This window comes from Streptomyces sp. NPDC019443 (assembly GCF_044389785.1).
GTDB lineage: Bacteria > Actinomycetota > Actinomycetes > Streptomycetales > Streptomycetaceae > Streptomyces.
Genome location: NZ_JBIRYJ010000005.1, coordinates 125505 through 142811, shown reverse-complemented (window position 1 = coordinate 142811; position 17307 = coordinate 125505). Strand labels below are relative to the sequence as shown.

16 protein-coding genes and 2 pseudogenes are annotated in these 17307 nt (G+C 69.1%); 9 read left to right on the top strand and 9 right to left on the bottom strand.

Features of this window, described 5'->3' with window-relative positions; genetic code table 11:
- Positions 1-83 precede the first annotated feature (83 nt).
- Genes ACH492_RS17990 through ACH492_RS17980 form a run of 3 tightly spaced genes read left to right on the top strand, consistent with a single transcriptional unit; the run spans position 84 to position 3000 of the window.
- Positions 84-1337, top strand: a complete 1254-nt coding sequence (locus tag ACH492_RS17990; RefSeq protein ID WP_398987612.1) for an ABC transporter substrate-binding protein — start codon at positions 84-86, stop codon at positions 1335-1337.
- Positions 1334-2215, top strand: coding sequence for a nitrate ABC transporter permease (ntrB, locus tag ACH492_RS17985; protein ID WP_398987610.1), 882 nt, complete (start codon positions 1334-1336; stop codon positions 2213-2215). The genes ACH492_RS17990 and ntrB overlap by 4 nt, the downstream gene beginning before the upstream one ends.
- Positions 2212-3000, top strand: coding sequence for an ABC transporter ATP-binding protein (locus ACH492_RS17980; RefSeq protein ID WP_389178010.1), 789 nt, complete (start codon positions 2212-2214; stop codon positions 2998-3000). Before ntrB ends, ACH492_RS17980 begins: the two co-directional genes overlap by 4 nt.
- A 363-nt stretch (positions 3001-3363) precedes the next feature.
- On the opposite strand, the gene ACH492_RS17975 is transcribed toward ACH492_RS17980, so the two are convergent.
- From ACH492_RS17975 to ACH492_RS17955, 5 genes are all read right to left on the bottom strand, one after another.
- On the bottom strand, positions 3364-4575 hold the full coding sequence (locus ACH492_RS17975; protein WP_398987608.1) for a serine hydrolase domain-containing protein: 1212 nt from the start codon (positions 4573-4575) through the stop codon (positions 3364-3366).
- Positions 4576-4721: 146 nt separating this feature from the next.
- Complete coding sequence (locus tag ACH492_RS17970) at positions 4722-6524, bottom strand: choline/carnitine O-acyltransferase (RefSeq protein WP_398988354.1); 1803 nt, start codon at positions 6522-6524, stop codon at positions 4722-4724.
- An 89-nt stretch (positions 6525-6613) separates the two neighbouring features.
- Entirely contained in the window at positions 6614-7435 is an 822-nt protein-coding gene (locus ACH492_RS17965) for a class I SAM-dependent methyltransferase (protein WP_398987606.1), read from the bottom strand.
- A 96-nt stretch (positions 7436-7531) separates the two neighbouring features.
- Positions 7532-8401: an arpA protein gene (locus tag ACH492_RS17960; RefSeq protein WP_398987604.1), complete on the bottom strand. Its 870-nt coding sequence runs from the start codon at positions 8399-8401 to the stop codon at positions 7532-7534.
- 193 nt (positions 8402-8594) lie between these two features.
- The gene (locus tag ACH492_RS17955) at positions 8595-9101 is read right to left on the bottom strand and encodes an NUDIX domain-containing protein (RefSeq protein WP_398987602.1); all 507 of its coding nucleotides are present in this window, start codon (positions 9099-9101) and stop codon (positions 8595-8597) included.
- Positions 9102-9226: 125 nt separating this feature from the next.
- Here ACH492_RS17955 and ACH492_RS17950 point away from each other — a divergent pair, with 125 nt between their 5' ends.
- Complete coding sequence (locus ACH492_RS17950) at positions 9227-9820, top strand: GNAT family N-acetyltransferase (protein WP_398987600.1); 594 nt, start codon at positions 9227-9229, stop codon at positions 9818-9820.
- 111 nt (positions 9821-9931) lie between these two features.
- On the opposite strand, the gene ACH492_RS17945 is transcribed toward ACH492_RS17950, so the two are convergent.
- Positions 9932-11275, bottom strand: coding sequence for a glycoside hydrolase domain-containing protein (locus ACH492_RS17945; protein ID WP_398987598.1), 1344 nt, complete (start codon positions 11273-11275; stop codon positions 9932-9934).
- Between the two features lie 260 nt (positions 11276-11535).
- Positions 11536-11805 carry a hypothetical protein gene (locus ACH492_RS17940; protein WP_398987596.1) on the bottom strand — a complete coding sequence of 90 codons (270 nt, stop codon included), beginning with the start codon at positions 11803-11805 and terminating at the stop codon, positions 11536-11538.
- 121 nt (positions 11806-11926) lie between these two features.
- On the opposite strand from ACH492_RS17940, the gene ACH492_RS17935 reads away from it, so the two are divergent.
- Entirely contained in the window at positions 11927-12289 is a 363-nt protein-coding gene (locus tag ACH492_RS17935) for an arsenate reductase family protein (RefSeq protein ID WP_398987594.1), read from the top strand.
- A 4-nt stretch (positions 12290-12293) separates the two neighbouring features.
- Here ACH492_RS17935 and ACH492_RS17930 read toward each other — a convergent pair.
- Positions 12294-12566, bottom strand: a pseudogene (locus ACH492_RS17930) (carboxymuconolactone decarboxylase family protein); the annotation flags it as partial.
- Between ACH492_RS17930 and ACH492_RS17925 the strand changes: the two are divergent.
- Both ACH492_RS17925 and ACH492_RS17920 read left to right on the top strand, forming a co-directional pair.
- Positions 12565-12815: pseudogene (locus ACH492_RS17925) on the top strand (PLP-dependent aminotransferase family protein); the annotation flags it as partial. The pseudogenes ACH492_RS17930 and ACH492_RS17925 sit on opposite strands and share 2 nt — an antisense overlap.
- A gap of 95 nt (positions 12816-12910) precedes the next feature.
- On the top strand, positions 12911-13624 hold the full coding sequence (locus ACH492_RS17920; RefSeq protein WP_398987593.1) for a hypothetical protein: 714 nt from the start codon (positions 12911-12913) through the stop codon (positions 13622-13624).
- Positions 13625-13695: 71 nt separating this feature from the next.
- On the opposite strand, the gene ACH492_RS17915 is transcribed toward ACH492_RS17920, so the two are convergent.
- Complete coding sequence (locus ACH492_RS17915; protein ID WP_398987591.1) at positions 13696-14610, bottom strand: Gfo/Idh/MocA family protein; 915 nt, start codon at positions 14608-14610, stop codon at positions 13696-13698.
- Between the two features lie 180 nt (positions 14611-14790).
- On the opposite strand from ACH492_RS17915, the gene ACH492_RS17910 reads away from it, so the two are divergent.
- Positions 14791-16212, top strand: a complete 1422-nt coding sequence (locus tag ACH492_RS17910; RefSeq protein WP_398987589.1) for a hypothetical protein — start codon at positions 14791-14793, stop codon at positions 16210-16212.
- Entirely contained in the window at positions 16209-17276 is a 1068-nt protein-coding gene (locus ACH492_RS17905; RefSeq protein ID WP_398987587.1) for an ARPP-2 domain-containing protein, read from the top strand. The genes ACH492_RS17910 and ACH492_RS17905 overlap by 4 nt, the downstream gene beginning before the upstream one ends.
- Positions 17277-17307: the final 31 nt, after the last annotated feature.

Sequence of the window (17307 nt, the reverse complement as noted above, 5' to 3'; positions counted from 1 at the left end):
TTCCCCCGCCTCACACTGCGTGCCCATGGAGCTGCGAGATGTGTGATTTACGCCCTTGACACATACGCAATTCCACTGTCGCGGTGGACCCCTACGTTCTGGCCATGGAGAACAACCTCGGGCGCAGAGGCTTCCTGCGCCTTACTGGAACAGCCGCCCTCACTGCCTCACTGGGCAGCGCCCTCACCGCGTGCGGATCGGCCGACAAGAAGTCCTCATCAGCCAAGCCCGGCCGTACCGTGCGACTTGGGTTCATCGCGTTGACCGACTGTGCTCCGTTGGTGATGGCGAAGGAACTCGGATACTTCGCCGAGCGCGACCTCAACGTCGAACTGATCAAGCAGGCCTCCTGGCCGGCCACCCGCGACAACCTGCTCAACGGGCAGATCGATGCCGCTCATGCCCTCTTCAGCCTCCCTCTGTCCGTTGCCTCAAAGATCGCGGGCACGGGTTCGACCGACCTCAAGATAGCCATGGTGCTCAGCAACAACGGCCAGGCCATCACCCTCAAGAAGGACTTCGCCGACGCCGGCTACGCGGACCTGGAAGCCGCCCGGGCACTGCTGGAGAAGAAGTCGCCGACCCTGGCCATGACCTTCCCCGGCGGCACGCACGACACCTGGCTGCGCTACTGGCTGAAAGCCACCAAGGCCGATCTGTCGGACGTCAAGATCGTTCCGGTCCCGCCACCCCAGATGGTTGCCAATATGAAGGTCGGCAATATGGACGGCTACTGCGTCGGGGAACCCTGGAACGCCGTCGCCGTCCAGCAAGGCATCGGCTTCACTCACCTGACCACCCAGGACCTGTGGCAGCACCACCCGGAGAAGGCCCTGGTCGCGGGCGCCAAGTTCGCAACGGAGCGCAAAGAAGTCCTGGCCGACGTGATGGGGGCCATCCTCAAGGCGGCGAAGTGGCTCGATGACCTGGACAACCGCGCCAAGGCGGCGACGACGATCGGCGCCGCGAAGTACGTCAACGCGCCTGCGAAGGACATCGAAGGCCGACTGCTGGGGACCTACGAGCTGGGAGCCGACCTCGGCGAGAAGAAGTACAGCGGCGACCAGATGATGTTCTTCCGCGACGGCAAGGCCTCCGCGCCACGGCGCGCGCACGCGATCTGGTTCCTGAGCCAGTATCAGCGCTTCGGACTGCTCAAGGAAGCGCCGCCCTACGCCAAGATCGCCGATGAGATCGTCCTGCGCGACCTTTACGAAGAGGTCGCCGGCAAGGAGGGCATCGACGTACCGGGCGACGACATGAGCCCGTTCCCCGTCAAGCTCGATGGCGCGACGTTCGATCCTGCCAAGCCCCAGGAGGAGGCGAAGCGGCAATGACCACGTCGCTGACCGGCACGGACCAGGCTGATTCTGCAGTGGCGCCGGCCACCGCGCCACAACCGTCCGGCCCGCCCGACCCCGGCGTCTGGGGGAGCCGGCTCGCCGAGATCGGCCGCGGCATCAGCTGGGCCATGGTCGGTACCACCGCCATCGTGCTGCTCTGGCAGCTTGCCGCGTCCCGGTCAGCTGACGTCCCGACCCCGCTCGACGGGGCCCGGGCGCTGGTTGACCTGCTCGCGGACCCGTTCTACGACAATGGCCCGAACGACAAGGGAATAGGCCGTCAACTGGGCATCTCGCTGCAGCGAGTGTTCACCGGCTTCGCGCTGGCCGCTGTGGTCGGGGTACTGGCCGGCCTGCTCATCGGCGCGAGCCACCGGGCCTGGCTGGCGTTCAACCCGGTGGTGCAGGTGCTGCGTCCCGTGTCGCCACTGGCCTGGTTCCCGATCTGGCTGGTCGTGTTCAAGGACGCCGACCAGGCCTCGGTATTCGTGATCTTCATTACCGCGCTCTGGCCAACGCTGCTCAACACCGCGGCCGGCGCGGCGGAGATCCCGCGGGACCACCGCAACGTTGCGCGAGTATTCCGGTTCGGCCGCCTGGCCTACCTACGGCATGTGCTCATGCCCAACGCTTTGCCGTCCATCATCACCGGACTGCGGCTGTCGATGGGCATCGCGTGGATGGTCATCGTGGCGGTCGAGATGCTCTCCGGCAGTGCGGGGATCGGGTTCTTCGTGTGGGACTCGTACAACGCCGGGAACCTCAGCACAGTCGTCGCAGCGATCGTGCTCATCGGTCTTGTCGGCCTGGTCCTTGACGTGATTCTCGTGCGGGTTTCGCGCAAGGTAGCTATCGAGGAGGTTCAGTCGTGACCGTCGAGATCCGCGGGCTTCACAAGAAGTTCCGCCGGAGGGGGGCAGCCGCTCAGCATGTCCTGCGGGGTGTCGACCTGACCGTCGACGAAGGGGAGTTCGTCTCCTTCATCGGCCACTCGGGCTGCGGCAAGTCGACGCTGCTCAATCTGGTCGGTGGGCTGGTCCGCCCGGACGCGGGTGAGGTCGTGGTGGACGGTCAGACCGTCACCGGGCCGGGTCCCGAACGGGCGATGGTCTTCCAGAACTACTCACTGCTGCCCCGGCTGAGCCTTCTCTCCAATGTGCGCGAGGCCGTCCGCGCGGCACGGCCGGACTGGTCTCGGACAAAGGCCGACGACATGGTCGAGCGGTATCTGACCGCTGTCGGGCTCTGGGAACACCGCGACAAGCGCCCAGGTCAGGTGTCGGGCGGCATGGCTCAGCGCGCCGCGGTCGCCAGGGCCTTCGCCGTGGGACCCCGCACCCTGCTACTGGACGAGCCGTTCGGTGCGCTGGACGCGCTCACCCGCTCGCGATTGCAGCAACAACTCGTCGAGCTGTGGGGCAACGAGTCGGAGACCGAGAAGGTACTCATGGTCACGCACGGGCTCGATGAGGCGATTCTGCTCGCCGACCGGATCGTGGTCATGTCCAACCCGCCGCAGCCGTCGGTGCGCACGATTATCCCGGTGCCGATCCCGCGTCCTCGGGACCGCGCGACGATCACCAACCACCCTGCATACGCCGCTACTCAGGAGCAGTTGTCCGAGCTGCTGCTCGCCGACCAGGCGGAGGCCGCATAGCCCAGGCCGGTCCCAGGGTCGCACGGCGCGCCCGATCCGAAGTCGCTGCCGCACTGCATGAGTTCCTGCCCAACAAGCCTCAGTAATGAGTCCCGCAGGGAGCCAGATGCCCCGACACCAGGTGACTCCTCCCGGACGACCACGGACACCCGATCCTCGCTTACGCCGTGAGGCGGGACTGTACGCCCCGCTTCTTGGGCCGTCGTCTTACGCCTGAGGTAATCCTCGAGCCGGGTCCCAAGGAGGAGGGCCAGAACGAAGCCGTCTGTGGGCCGTCGGCCGTGCTCTTCCCTCACCGGAGAGCGCGGCCGGCGGCCCTCTCGTCGGTACCAGCAGCCTGCTTCCCACGGCCGCCGGCCCGGCTCACTGCCCCGCCGGCTGGGCGGGCAGTTTGAAGACGTGTTGCGGGGACACGATGCGGGTGATCGCCTGGCCGAAGAGCGTGCTCGGTTCAGACCCCTTGTAGTTGATGTCCGTGTTGAGGAGCACGACCAGCGTCGCCTTCGCCTCCGGCAGGTAGACGACCAGGGACTCGTAGCCGGGCAGCGAGCCGTTGTGGCCGATCCAGCCCGCGACGTTGAAGATGCCCAGGCCGTAACCGGTGTCCGGCAGGCCGCTGGGGGACATCTTCATGCGCTGAGCCTGCGTGGCGGGACTGAGCAGTGTGCCGGTGGCCAGGGTGTGGGCCCAGCTGCGCAGATCGTTCAGGTCGGAGATCATGGCTCCGGCGGCCCAGCCCCAGGAGGGGTTCCAGTCCGTCGCGTCCTCGACCTTGCCGGTCGCCGTCTGGTCGGTGTAGCCGTGGGCGTGTGGCGTCGGGAACTCCGCGGCCTTCGGGAAGAGTGTGTGTTTCAAGCCCGCCGGTTCCAGGACGTTCTGCTTGATGTACTCCGCGAGGGGCTGACCGCTGGCCTTCTCCACCACCAGGCCGACCAGGATCAAGTTGGTGTTGCAGTAATCGAACTTCTCGCCGGGCTGGAACTGCACAGGGTGCTTGAAGGAATACGCGAGCAACTCCTGCGGTGTGAACGGCCGTCGGGGATCGCTTGTCAGTGCCTTGAAGAATCCCGGGTCCATGGAGTAGTTGAACAGCCCGCTGCGCATCCCCGCCAGCTCGCGCAGGGTGATCCGGTCTCCGTTGGGGACACCGTCCACGTACTTCCCGATCGGGTCGTCCAGGCCGACTTTGCCCTGGTCGACCAGCTTGAGCAGGGCAGTCACGGTAAACGTCTTGGTTTCGCTCCCGATCCGCATATACAGGTCCGTGGACATACGCGCGCCCGTCGCCTTGTCGGCGACCCCGAACGCGCGGACGTAACTGCCCTTGCCGGGAACCCACAGTCCAACCGTCACGCCGGGCACGTTCGCTTCGCGCATGACCTGTGTGACTGCCTTGTCCAACTGCGTGGACACGGCGGGAGTGAGCTGCGGGAAGGCGGAGGATGCGGATGCGGATGCGGTTGGTTCCGGGGTGGGTTGGGAGTACGCGGATTCCGCGGGCAGGAAGATGACCAGCAGCCCGGCCGCCACGGCGGCAGCCGCCCCCCTGCGCAGCCGTGTGTACAAGCGCGTCATGAGCCGGCTCCCGTCACGAGAGGGCAAAGCTCCAGGAGAATCGTAGGCCCAGGTCACAGACCCAGCGACTTGAGCGGCCCTCCGCGCGGCCCGGTGCGGAAAGGGCCGCCGCCCCGACGCGGGGTGGCGGCCCCTTCGGCTCTCCGTCAGTTCCCGGACCGCTCGGGCGCCAGCAGCTCCCGCAGTTCGCCCACCGCCTCCCGCAGCCGGTCGGCGAAGGTCCGCATCTGGTCCGCCACCGCCAGCGGCGTGCTCAGATAGATGTTGAACCGCTCGGGCAGCAGCACATACGCGACGCCGATGCACCTGCTGCTGGTCGAGCCGAAGCCGAAGTACTGGATGTTGGCGGACGGCGCGGAGCTGGTGCTCAGGTAGTCGTCCCGCATCGTCAGCCAGCCGGGCGTCCGGTACAGCGCCGGCTGCTCGCTCACTCCCAGCTCCGCCCCGCGGCGCCGCTGGATCAGCTCCAGCTCCCACAGGTGCTGCTCGGGCGCCTGCCCGAGCTGGCACTCCTTCGCTCGGGCCACATGCTGCTCGGCGGCTGCCCGGAACGCGGCGCGCCGGGTGTCCGCGTCCGCTGCCGGGTCCTCCATCGCCGCGACGAAATCGCGGATCCCGGGGGTGACGACGCGCATGGCCTCGGTACGCCCGAGCCGGTACTGCCGGGTGGCGATCGACTCGTACGTGGCGCCCAGGTGCCCCTTGGCGCGCTGGTGGGCGAGTTGGTAGGCGACCTGAACGAACGCGTCCGGCGACACCCCCAGCGCCTTGGCCGCGTTGCTGCCGAAGTCCGCGAACGACACCGTGCTGGTCGCGGTGTTCTCCCCGTACGCGGCGAACGTGTCGGCGGCGGAGCGCACCTGGGCTCGCAGGGCGTCGTCCAGCTCGAACACGACCGGTTCCAGCGCCGGCAGCCCCTGGGAGCGGGCTCCGGACTGGCTGGAGTGCTCCTCGGCCTGGGTGGTCAGCAGGGCGTCGGTGAAGCTGAGGATGGTGGTTCCGTCCAGCTCGCAGTGCTCCACGTTGATCCCCGCCCGGCCGTCGGCGAAGACGATGAAGGACACGGCCTTGTCGAACCAGCGGTTGCCGCGGTCGCCGTACAGCAGTTCGTCGCACGTCGCCTGGGTGTCCGCGGGTGCGAAGTCCTCCAGACAGACGCAGAACAGCGCGGTCTCGATGTCGTCCAGCGCGTCCGCGTTGCGGGGGTGGCAGGCGAGCAGCGACTCCCGGGCGGCCGCCCATTCCGCGCGGGCCATGGTGGTGAGGTGGCCCACCGCGGTGTCCGCGGCGGCCGGCTCGGCGCCGGCCTTCATTACGGCGTGCAGCCCCGCCTCGAGGTCGTCCAGGCTGTGCGGGACACCGTCCGCCCCGAGCACGTCCAGCCGGAACATCCCGCCCCGGAAGAACACCACGATGTGCCGGGCCTTGGACGGGCCCGGCGACTGCGCGGAGTAGGGGGCGCGGACGGTGTCCTGCTGCGCGCCGGGGATCCGGGTGGCGGAGAACAGGAATTTGTTCTGCACCATCGACTGGGGCACACCGCGCTGCACCACCGGCGGGATGAGCCCCTGGTCGAGCTGACGCTTGTAGTTGACGGCCCCGGCGATGAGCCCGGCCGCACGCTCCACCTGCGGCCGGCCGGAGTCCTTGAACAGGAAGAAGAAGTTGGCATTGAGCGCGATCCGGTCCCGGCGGCCCAGGTAGCGGTACGGCCAGAAGGTGTCGAGCCAACTGTGCACGCCCTCCGTGGCGTCGTACTCCTCCAGCGCCGCCTGCAGGACCCGGCCGGGGCCGTCAGGACGGAGGAAGGCGGTCACCTCTGCCTCGGTCGCCGCCCGTTCGTCGGCGGTCAGCAGCGGCGCGCACCATGCGAGGAACCTCTCGCAGCTCGCCTCCAGCGTGGGCAGCGGCACGCGCGGCAGGCTGTCCTCCTGGGCGAAGGTCGTCATGGCTGCCATGTGCTGGCTGGTGTTCAATTCTGCTCTCGATTCGGATCGTGGTGACCTGTGGTTTCCTCGCCGGCGGCGAGCCCCCGGCCTCAGGGGCCTGATGTGCCGTACGGCCGGGAGAGGTAGAGCTGTGCGTATAGCCAGCCTTCCGCTTCCAGGCCCCGCGCATCCACCCCGGCGGCCGACATCCTCTCCAGCACGAGCGCCTGCTCCTCCGGGGAGGCGAACCGCCGCTGTTTGAACACCTCTTCTACACGGGTGGTCCGGTACCCCAGCTCGTCCAGCGCGCGCTCGACGGGGTCGAACGGGAACATCCGCAGCACGAAGTGCGCCATCCAGGGCCGACGGGCGCCCTGCGAACGGACGACGCGCGTGAGCGTCCGCTCGGTTACGTAGCCGATGCAGCCCGTCGAGATCACCAGGTCCGTCCCGGCGAACTGGGCGCGCTGCCGTGGTGTGGGCTCGTGCGCCTCCAGGTCGGCGTGCACCGTGTCGTCGAGGAACCCGGCCTCGAGCGCGTAGGACAGCGCGCTGTCCGAGGAGTCGAGGCCGACGAAGCGGATGCGCCGCGCGGGCCGCCTCGACCGGGACAACTCCCGGTCGCGGACCAGCAGGGCTTCGCGGCTCTCCCCCTCGCGGTCCTCGCCGCAGTAGCGCGCGTACAGCTCGTCCATGGTCGCGTCGTACTTCAGCAGGGCGGCGTTGATTCCGTACGAGCACCCGATGTCCAGCACCTTCGGGACCGCGACGTGCTGGGACTCGCGGTACTCCTTGACGAGCTTCGCGAAGTAGGGCTTGGCCTGTTGCGGAACGCAGTAGCCGAGCGGGCGCAGCACACTGAAATAGCTGCGCGGATCGGGCTGGGTGTAGATGTGGTCGAGCGAGACTTTTCCGGTCGCGTCGAAACGCACAGGGCTTACTCCTCCGGGGATCGCAGAGTGGGGGACGGCCTACGACGACTGCGGCCGAGCGCGCACGTCCTTGGCCGGCGTATGTCCTCGGCGCCGCTAATCCAGCAGTTGATCGCTCCGGACGGCCCGGCCCTCGGCTGCCAGATGCTCGGGCAGTACCCGGCCGAAGAGCTGCCGGGTCCGAGCCACGCTCCCGATGACGCCGGGGCGCTCGCTGTAGGCGAATATCGCGGAGTGGCGCGCGACCTCGCCCTGCACGGGGCTCACCCGGTGCAGCGAGTAGCGGCCCTTGAACAGTTGCAGGTCACCAGGTTGCAGGGGGAGGCGCCGGGTCATCCGCTCGCCCCGGCCGTCCAGTACGTCCCGTACGTCGTCGAAGCTCTCGTCGTGCGCGGACCTGATGTTCGGGCAGTACTCGAAGACGCCGCCGGCCTGCGCTTCCTGGGTGAGCATGCTCACGGTGAACTCGTTGGTGTCGAAATGCCAGGGATGCTCCATGCCTGGCGCGACGACGTTGAGAACGAGCCCGGAGAGCGGGTCCGCCAGCTCGTGCAGCTGCGGCAGTCTGAAGCAGTCGGCGATGAAGCGCTGGAACACCTTGTGGGAGTAGAGCCTGCTGATGAGGGAGCCTGCGGGGACGCGGTCCCGCGCGACAAACGCGTTGCCCCGCTGGAAGGTCCTCCGGCCGGGGTGGTCCTCCGGCAGGGCCGAGTCCACCGCGATGTTGTAGACGTTGACCGTTTCGACGTCGAAGTGCGCCCGGGGGGCGATGGCCGAGCACTCCTGCCGCAGGACGTCGCGGAGCGAGGGGCGGATGAAGTCCGGCAGCACGGTGCAGCCGAGAGTCAGCAGTTCGCGCCGGGCACGGGAAACCACGGCCTGCCCCTCGGCGCTCTCGAGTTCGGACAGGGGATACCGGGCCGTGTCGACCACCTGGTCGAGCGCCATGGCTTCCAGAGTGCTCATTCGATCCTCTCCACGTGCGGGCAGACCGTCCCGAGCCGGAGGCCACGGAGCCTCGGCTCGTCATCAACTCAACTGAGGGGTATCAGAGTTGAAGCTCCCACAGCGCCGCCGAGTTGTCTGTGACACGCCACACTGTGCAGACGCGGGCACATTCGAGCCGCGAGGAGGCCCGGACCGGACCGGGACCGATTCGTCACGTTGCCCAGCCGTTCAGGGATACCTCTGCTCCACCGGCCAGGTACCGGCGCAGAGCTGTGGCCGACGTGGGTACGAAGTCCGCGGGAAGGGCTCTGGCGTCGGTCCAGCAGACCTGGGCGTGCTTCCCGGGTTCGAGGTTCTCGGGCTCCCCGGACCATTCGCGGGTGGCGAAGACGACGGTGAGGAATCCGTTGGGCGCTTCGACGCCCCAGGCGCCATGAATGACGTGCGCCACCCGCAGAGCGTCGGACTTGACGATCAGGCCGGTCTCTTCGTGGAGTTCGCGAACCGCGGTTTGGGTGATCGGCTCGCCCGGGTCGCTCTTGCCGACGGGGAGATCCCACATGCCTGGGGCGAATTTGTTGCTCGGGCCGCGCTGGAGGAGGACCACACGGTCGGTCGCCACGTCGTGGACGATTACGGCCGCGACGAGGAGGGTCATTGATTCGAGCGCGGGCGCGAGGGCAGCTTGGTGACGGTCGTCGGTCTCCGGCTGAGCCACTGTGATCCCTTCGTCGGTCAGGACAGTTGGGCACCCTAGCCGCACCGCACGGCCTCTGCGGCGACCTTTTGCACTAGTGCAGAACTTGATTGAAGCTAGTGCAGGTGGGCGCTACCCTTCGAGCCATGCCTGCCAAGACACCGCTTCCTGTGACGCTGACCGGCCATCACGTGCGTCTCGAACCCTTGACGACGGATCATCTCGGCGACCTCTTCGCCGCGGGCGGCGGGGACGACGAGGTGTGGCGCTGGCAGGGCGGGCCGACGCCGCGCACGCAGGAGGAACTGGGGTTCAAGCTCAGTGAGCTGCTTGCCGCCGCCGAGCGGGGCGAGTACCTGCCGTTCGCCGTGATTCATCGCGCGACGGGCAGGGCCGTCGGCTGGACCACGTACATGGACATCGATACGGAGAACGAACGGCTGGAGATCGGCTGGACCTGGTACGGCCGCGCGTCCTGGCGTACGGCGGTCAACACCGAGACGAAGCTGCTCTTGCTGAGCCATGCCTTCGATGAACTGGGCATGGGGCGCGTGCAGTTGAAGACCGACCACATGAACGAGAGGTCTCAGGCCGCCATCGCCCGCCTGGGTGCGCAGCGCGAAGGAGTGCTGCGCCGACACAAGCAGCGGCCGGACGGCACCTGGCGGGACAGCGTCTACTTCGCGATCCTCGCCGAGGAGTGGCCCGCCGCGAAGGCGCGCCTCAGCGCCAGGATCTGAACGCGCCCCGGCCGTGATCGCGCCCCGGCAGCCGGCCCCCTGCCGACGTGGGCGGGGCGAGCCCGGCGGCCTGTTTGATCGCCGCCGGGCTCGACACCGGACCCGCGTCCGTCAGCAGCGCGGAGCCGGCTTGCTGTAGGTCGTGTTGCTGGGGGTGGCCACGTAGTAGTCCGAGACATAGCGGCCGTTGTCCGTCCTGTCCCAGATCTTGCTGGTGCCGACCGCCGAGCCGGCTCGCTGGCAGTACACCCATGCAAGGGACCCGTTGGGCAACGTCCCCACGGCGGCGTACGAGGAGCCGGGGCCGCTGCGCTCGGTGAGCCCGCCGGGGGCGGTGGTCTGGTACGGGTAAGTGCAGCGCGGCAGCGGGGCGCTGTAGGTGGCGTTGGACGGGGTGCTGACGTAGTAGTCCGTGACGTACGTGCCGTCGGAGAGCTTGTTCCACACGCGGGTGCTGCCGACGGTGGAACCGGGCGCCTGGCACACCACCTTGAGGGAGGACCCCGGCACGTACGACTTGGCGACGGGGTAGCCCGTCGAGGGACCGGTGCGGGCGTTGAGTGTGGTGGAGCTCGTCGCCGTGTACGTGTACGCCACGGTGGCGACCGGAGCGTCGAGCCGGTCGGTGTCGATGTTGATGGTGACGCCGCCGTAGGTCTCGTTGTGGTCGCCCTTGAACTGCTTCGCCCGCTGATGGGAGGCCCACTTGGAGTCGGCGATGCTGGTCCAGCCCTTCAGGGAGTCGACTCCGTCGTAGCGGGCGATCCACAGCGCGTCGGGACGGGCATAGGCGGTGGACGTGTAGACGTCGGAGAGCTGCTTCGCCCCGAGGTTGAGGTTCATGTAGACGCCCGAGACATAGCCGAGCCGGTGCAGCTCTTTCGTCCAGGCGGAGACGTACGACAGCACTGCGGCCCGGCAAGTGGTATCCGTCTGGACGTAGTGCTCGATGTCGTTGTAGAAGGCGCTGCCGGGCTGCATGCCGAGCGCCTTGGCCTTGGCGATGGCGTCGGTGGCCGCCGCCGTGCCCTGGGACCTGGCGGTCGCCGCGACGGAGCTGATCTTGGCGTCAGTGGGCTTGCCGCCGCAGGGCGGTTGCAGGCCCTTGTAGATGGGCAGCAGACGCCACTTCAGCGCCGACACGGACGCGACCCACGACGCGGTCAGTTGCGGCTGGGCGCAGGTGCGGTTGACGCCCCCGATGTACACACCGACGGCGCGGTACGGGGACGCACTCCACGCCTGGATGGCCGTCAGCGGCGGCGCCGTACAGGTGTCGAAGGCGAGTCCGGAGTAGCGGGTTGCGCTCGCTCCCGCCGGATAGGGGACCACCGTGGCCGGTTCGGCAGCGGCGGGCGGGGCGGAGGCGAGCGTGGTGGCGGCGCTCAGCACTCCGACGGCCGAGAGGACGAGGAATCTACGAAGGGAACGAAGGGTGCGGTGCGGATGCGACATGTCTGCCCCCCGGGGCGACTCGAAGCGAGAGGGGGTCAGAATGCCCTATTTCTCACCAACCGCACCCTTGGGCGCGCGGGTTGTTACCCGGGACCACCAGCTTGTTACGAGGGACCTCTTCAGCGCCTTCGCCAACAGACCCATGACCGCCCGCCGTCAGGACAATGCGGACACGCGAAGACGCAGACATACGAAGACGCAGACATGCGGACACGCGTCCCGCCGCCGTCACCCGAGGTGGCGGCGGCGGGACGTGACGCTCAGCGGCCGTAACGGATCAGTGCCCGCACCATCCGGCACGTCGTGTCCGACGGCGGGTGGATCCCGATGCTCTCCGCCGTCGCTCGTATCTTGCGATTGTCGGCCGTCGCCGGGTGGTAGACGCCCGAGTCGAGCAGGGCGATCGCCAGGCGCATGGCCTTCAGTCGGCGGTTGTGGGAGACGTACCACTCGCGCGGCTGTCCTGCCGGGAGCGGCTTCGTCTTCAGCGGCTGGTACACGGGCTTCGTCATGAGTGTGGCAACGGCCATCGGCAACCTCCTGGCGCGGTGGCGGGACCATCCCGAACTACTGTTCAGTCTACCGGCCGCCACTGACAATCCCCCCTGGCCAGACGGTGTTTGAGGGGCGTGTGAGCGGTACGGTGACGGCATGGAGATCTGGATCAATCCCGCCTGTTCCAAGTGCCGCAGCGCCATCAATCTGCTCGACGAGGAGGGCGCCGCGTACACCGTCCGGCGCTACCTCGACGACGTGCCGAGCGAGGATGAGATCCGCGCCGTCCTCGGGCGGCTCGGGCTGGAGCCGTGGGACATCGCGCGGACGCAGGAAGCCGTGGCGAAGGAGCTGGGGCTCAAGGAGTGGGCGCGGGACGAGGGTTCGCGGGATCAGTGGGTGGCTGCCCTCGCGCAGCACCCCAAGCTGATTCAGCGGCCGATCATCACGGCTGACGACGGTACGGCTGTCGTGGCGCGGACGGATGAGGCCGTACGGGACGCGCTCGGGCGGTCCTAGGGCGTCACATCGAGGTCACCGCTCGTCCCGTGCCCGCGACCTTCCCCGTGGCGAGCGCGATCCGGTTCCAGGTGTTGATCGTGAAGATCAGGGCGAGAAGCTGAGCCGGCTCCTGCTCGTCGAAGCGGGCCGCCGCCTGTGCGTACAGCGCGTCCGGCACTCCCCCGTCGGCGACCAGCGTGACCGCCTCGGTCAGGGCGAGCGCCGCCTGTTCCTTCTCCGTGAAGAAGTGCTTCGCCTGCCGCCGGACCGCGGTCATGTGCAGGCGCTCCTCGGAGCCGGCTCCGCAGGTGCGGGTGACCGGGATCGCGGCGGGGCTGCATGCCGTGCTCCAACTCCCGCCGGGGACCGAGCGTGCCGTGGTGAAGGCCGCGGCCTGGCAGGGGCTGGCGGTGGAGGGGCCGGCCGACTACCGCCACCCGGACTTTCCGGCGGACGGACGCGACGGGCTGGTCGTCGGATACGCGACGCCTCCGAGCACATCTACGGCGGGGCGCTGGACGCCCTCTGCCGCTCGCTGCCTTAAGGAAAGTTAAGGATGTTGTAGGTGAGGCGGCTGAGAAAGCCGGGATTCCTACTCGTACGTAACGGCACACGGAACCGACCCGACAGGAGTCCCACGTGTCCCGCAAGAAGACGCTCAGCCCGAAAAAGAAGATCGCTCTGCTCGTCGGCGCCGCCGTCGCAATCGGCGGTACGGCAGTGGCGATGACCGGCACCAGCCAGGCGTCCGTAGCCTGCGACGGACTGGTCACCGCCCTGCAGAACAACGAGAACTTCATCGCCGGCCAGCGTGCGAATCCGGATGCGCAGTCCGAGGCGCGGATCGCCAACCGGCAGGCTGTGATCGAGGAGATCAAGCGGAAGCAGGCGGCTTCCGGGTGCGAGGTCGGAGGGGGTGGGGGCGAGGCCGCTCCTCCCGCCGAGCAGCCCCCGGCCGAAGGGCAGCCCCCGGCTGAAGAGCAGCCGCCGGCCGAGGGACAGCCGCCCGCCGACCCGCCCGCGCAGGAGCAGCCGCCCGCAGAAGAGCAGCCGCCGGCCGGCGACCAGGCCGGCAACGGTCAAGGCGGCGGCCAGGGCGCCGGCGGCGAAGTCGTCTGCGCGGGCTCGACCGTGACCCTGTCCGGTGAGGGCGGCGCGCCCGCCGCATCCAGCAACCAGTTCCCGGTCGGCACCACCCTCAAGGTGACCAACCTCGACAACAGCAAATCCACGACCGTCAAGGTCGCCTCCGTCTCCGGCAGCTGCGCCCTGCTGAACAACGCGGCCTTCGAGCAGGTCCGCGAGCCCGGCAAGTTCCTGATCCGCAAGGCGCGGATCGAACGCGTCGGCTGACCCCTGACGGAAATCAGGACGGTGCCGTTCTCCACCCCCATGGCGACGGCACCGTCCTGGCCCGCTCCCTGCTACCCGCGCTGCAGAAGCTCGGCCTCTGCCTCAGCGAGGATTTCGGTCAGCCGCAGCCCGAACCGTATGTCGCAGTCGTGCGCCCGCCCCGTTCGCGCCGACTCCAGCAGCGCGTCCACCGCCGCACCGAACGAGCGCACCGCGTCGCCCCCCTGTGGCATCGCGGCCGTCCCGTGATCGCCGATGAGCTCGATGCTCGCGCCCGCCGCCTTCACCGGCGCGCTCAGGCTCAGCGTCGCCGTGCTCGACGCCCCCGAGGTGTGCCGCAGCACCAGATGCGCGGTGTCCACCGGGCCACGCGCGGCCGTCACCGCAGTCACATCGCCCAGCACCGGGATCAGTACGGACAGCACATGCGGACCGACATCCCACAGCCCGCCCTTCTCACGCCGCCACGGCGACGCGGCGTACGGGCTGTCCTGGCCGGGCGCGTACAGCGAGCCGAGCCACTGCGCGTGGGCCGTGAACCAGCCGTCCACCGCGGCCTGTTCAGCGATCCAGGGCACCGTGTCCGCGGCGAAGCGCAGCGTGCAGAAGACCACAGAGGCGACCCCGGCGCGCTCCGCCGCCAAGGCCGTCTCCCGCGCCGCCGCCACACTCGTCGCGACCGGCTTGTCCAGCAGAAGGTGACAGCCGGCCGCGGCCGCCCTGGCCGCGAGCGGCGCCTGGACGTCCGGCGGCAGCGCGAAGGCGACCGCGTCGCAGGAGGCGAAGAGAGCGTCGGCCCCGTCCTCGCCGGAGTAGGCGGTCGTGCCGTACGCGGCGGCGAGGACGGCGCCCGCCTCGGGCCGCCTGGCCCACACCCCGGCGAAGTCGACATCAGGGTGGGCGGCGAGCGCGGGTGCCTGGGTGCGCTCCGCCCAGGGGCCGGCGCCGAGGAGTCCGGCACGCAGCTGCTTTGCGGGCTTCGTCATGCCGCCAGTGTGCCAACCGCGGAAAAATCCCGCATAACGCAAAGCCAACGGTGTTACGTTTTTCGCCAGCCGGCCGCGGGACTCCGGTGCGACTTCCGGGACTTGCTTGTGACGCAGTGATTTCGCTGATCGCGCCCCCATTCCCCGGCCGGCTTCCGTGTGTGTACGCAGGGGGAATCAATGGCGGAGACCTACGCCGACCTGATCGCGGCCGAGGACGTGCTCCTCTTCGTGAACGCCGCCGTCACGGCGACCGGACAGCGCGAATTCCGCTCGCAGGCGTATGAGCAGCGACTGTCGCTCTCCTTCCTGCATGAGTATGTACGGGTCAATTACCGTTCCGTGTACGCGTCTTCGCTCGCCCTCGACATCAACGACCACAACGCGGCGCGGATCGTGGAGCAGCTGCTGCGCACGGCGGGCGATGCGGGCGCCGAGCAGAAGCGGGCGGAGGGGCGACTGATCGCGGCCAGGCTTGCCATGCTGCCGCCGCAGCGCGTCTATCGGCTGTTCCGTACGCTGCGCGCCGCCAAGGTGAACAACCGCCGTACGCGCGCGATCCTGCGCGACTGGCTGGCGGCGCGGCCCGACCTCGGCCATGACGCGGTGAAGTACCGCAGCGGGCTGAAGACCGCGGCACGGCACGCCCATCTTCCGTTCGGCGAGGGCGAGTTCGGCAAGGGTGAGTTCGGCGACTTCCTGTTCCGGCCCGGCAGGCGCGTGCGCTACGACCACGGCTCCCTGGAGGCCTACCGCCGCGCCCACTTCGAGCAGAGCGCGGTCTACGAGCTGCCGTTCACCGTCGCCGAGGGCTTCGCGGCGAAGCACGGCATCGCCCGCGAGGCGTTCCTGGAGCGGATCGCGCCGCGGATGACCCGTCTTGAGCGCCTGCGTACGCAGGCGGCCGGGACGCGAACCGAGCTGAGCGTCATGCCGCTCACCCGCCTCGCCCTGTACGTCCTCTCGCTCGAGCGGGCCGAGCGGCTGCGGCGGCGGGCCGAGCTGACCGGCGCGCTGCGGGCCGCGGCGCTGCGTGCCGCGGGGCCGTACGCCGGGACGTGGGGGCGGGTCGCGGCCGTGCTGGACGACAGCTATTCCTCGTCCGGCTCGGGCGTCAAGCGCCGCCGTCCGCTCGCGGTCGCGCTCGGCTGCCACTTCCTGCTGGAGGCGCTGGCCGGTTCGTACCGCGCGCACTGGACTTCGGGTTCGGCCGATCCGCTGCTGGTGCGGCCGTGGGGGCCGACTCCGCTCGGCACCCGGATTCTGGACGCGCTGGAGCACTCCCCCGAGCGGCTGGTGATCGTCTCGGACGGCTGGGACAACGCGCCGCCGGGACTGGCCGGCGAGGTGCTGCGGGTCTGGCGCACCAGGCTCGACCCCGGCCGGAGCACAAGTATCGTGCATGTGAACCCTGTATACGACGCGGACGGCTTCGATGTGCGCCGCCTCGCGCCGAGTGTGCCGACGGCCGGCATCCGCGACGCGGAGGATCTGGCGGCGCTGGTGGAGATAGCGCAGTTCGCGGAGGGCCGTACCGGCCTGCCGGAGCTGCAGGCGTATCTCGACCGCCGTACGGAGCGGTTCCTTCAGGGGGCGTCGTGAACAAGCTGGACATGACCGGGCTTACGACCATGCCCGCCCAGGTCTGGGGCGGCATCCGGCTCGTGCCGCTGGTGCGCGAACAGCCGGTGGACGGGCTGCGGCTGTGTCACGAGATCTACGGCGCCGGCTACGGCGAGGTCGATCTCGGCTCTCGTGCGCATTACCTCTCCTACATTCCGCACGGCTTCGTCGCGGACTGGTCGGGCGACGGCGGCCAGTCGGCCGCGTACGGAACGCAGCTGGGCGATCAGCCGCCCGCCTGTGTGCCGGTACGCCGTCACCACCGGCTGGCCAAGCGCCGCTCCACCAAGGGGGTCGCCGAGAACCGGCTGCGTTTCCTGCCCCTCCATCTCGCGCTGGAGGGCTATCTGGCACTGCACTTCGGCGGCCCGTCCATCGTCTGGGACGAGTGGTCCCAGCAGGCGGTACGCCAGGGGCTGTCGCCGCGCGCCGAGGATGCGTACGCCGGATGGCAGGTGCGCGGCCTCGGGGAAGCGCTGCGGATCTTCGAGATCCACCCCGGTCAGTGCGGAGTGCTGGTGTACGCCGCCGACTCGCTCGCCGCGGCCTTCGTCGTACCGCATCCGGCCGACTACCGCGCCCTGCACCCGTCCCTGATCGAGGATCTGTACGGGGAACTGGTCCACCAGTACGCCTTCTTCGGCGGCCCGGTGCCGGACTTCGCGGCGCGCGTCCGTGACGGCGGGCACCTGAAGACGCTCGCCGACCTTCGGGCCGCGGCCCGGGCGCAGGAACGCGCGTGGGCCGAGAACCACGACACGCTGCTGGCTGCCCGGCTGCTCGACGCGTCGTACTCCTTCGAGCGGGTCTACGCGATGAGCTCGTTCAGCCTGTGGCGCTTCCTGCCGCCCTTCAGGCGCGGGGAGTCCGAACAGCACATCGGCGAGGCGATCACCGACCACAAGGGCCGCGTCGCCTATCTCAAGACCTTCCGGCTCTCCGAGGCGCTGGGCACGAGCTACGCCGATCTTGTCCGCCGGATCCGTTCAGCGGGCTTCGAGTCCCTGCTCAAGCAGGGGGTCGAGCGGATGGCCAGAGACTAAACTCCGGGCACCACGGGGGGCGGCGCGGCCG

What these genes read in the sequence shown, in the direction of transcription:
- ACH492_RS17945 (WP_398987598.1), bottom strand. Translation starts at nt 11,275, where the DNA reads ATGTCGCATCCGCACCGCACCCTTCGTTCCCTTCGTAGATTCCTCGTC.
- ACH492_RS17940 (WP_398987596.1), bottom strand. Translation starts at nt 11,805, where the DNA reads ATGGCCGTTGCCACACTCATGACGAAGCCCGTGTACCAGCCGCTGAAG.
- ACH492_RS17960 (WP_398987604.1), bottom strand. Translation starts at nt 8,401, where the DNA reads ATGAGCACTCTGGAAGCCATGGCGCTCGACCAGGTGGTCGACACGGCC.
- ACH492_RS17970 (WP_398988354.1), bottom strand. Translation starts at nt 6,524, where the DNA reads ATGACGACCTTCGCCCAGGAGGACAGCCTGCCGCGCGTGCCGCTGCCC.
- ACH492_RS17910 (WP_398987589.1), top strand. Translation starts at nt 14,791, where the DNA reads ATGGCGGAGACCTACGCCGACCTGATCGCGGCCGAGGACGTGCTCCTC.
- ACH492_RS17915 (WP_398987591.1), bottom strand. Translation starts at nt 14,610, where the DNA reads ATGACGAAGCCCGCAAAGCAGCTGCGTGCCGGACTCCTCGGCGCCGGC.
- ntrB (WP_398987610.1), top strand. Translation starts at nt 1,334, where the DNA reads ATGACCACGTCGCTGACCGGCACGGACCAGGCTGATTCTGCAGTGGCG.
- ACH492_RS17935 (WP_398987594.1), top strand. Translation starts at nt 11,927, where the DNA reads ATGGAGATCTGGATCAATCCCGCCTGTTCCAAGTGCCGCAGCGCCATC.
- ACH492_RS17975 (WP_398987608.1), bottom strand. Translation starts at nt 4,575, where the DNA reads ATGACGCGCTTGTACACACGGCTGCGCAGGGGGGCGGCTGCCGCCGTG.
- ACH492_RS17950 (WP_398987600.1), top strand. Translation starts at nt 9,227, where the DNA reads ATGCCTGCCAAGACACCGCTTCCTGTGACGCTGACCGGCCATCACGTG.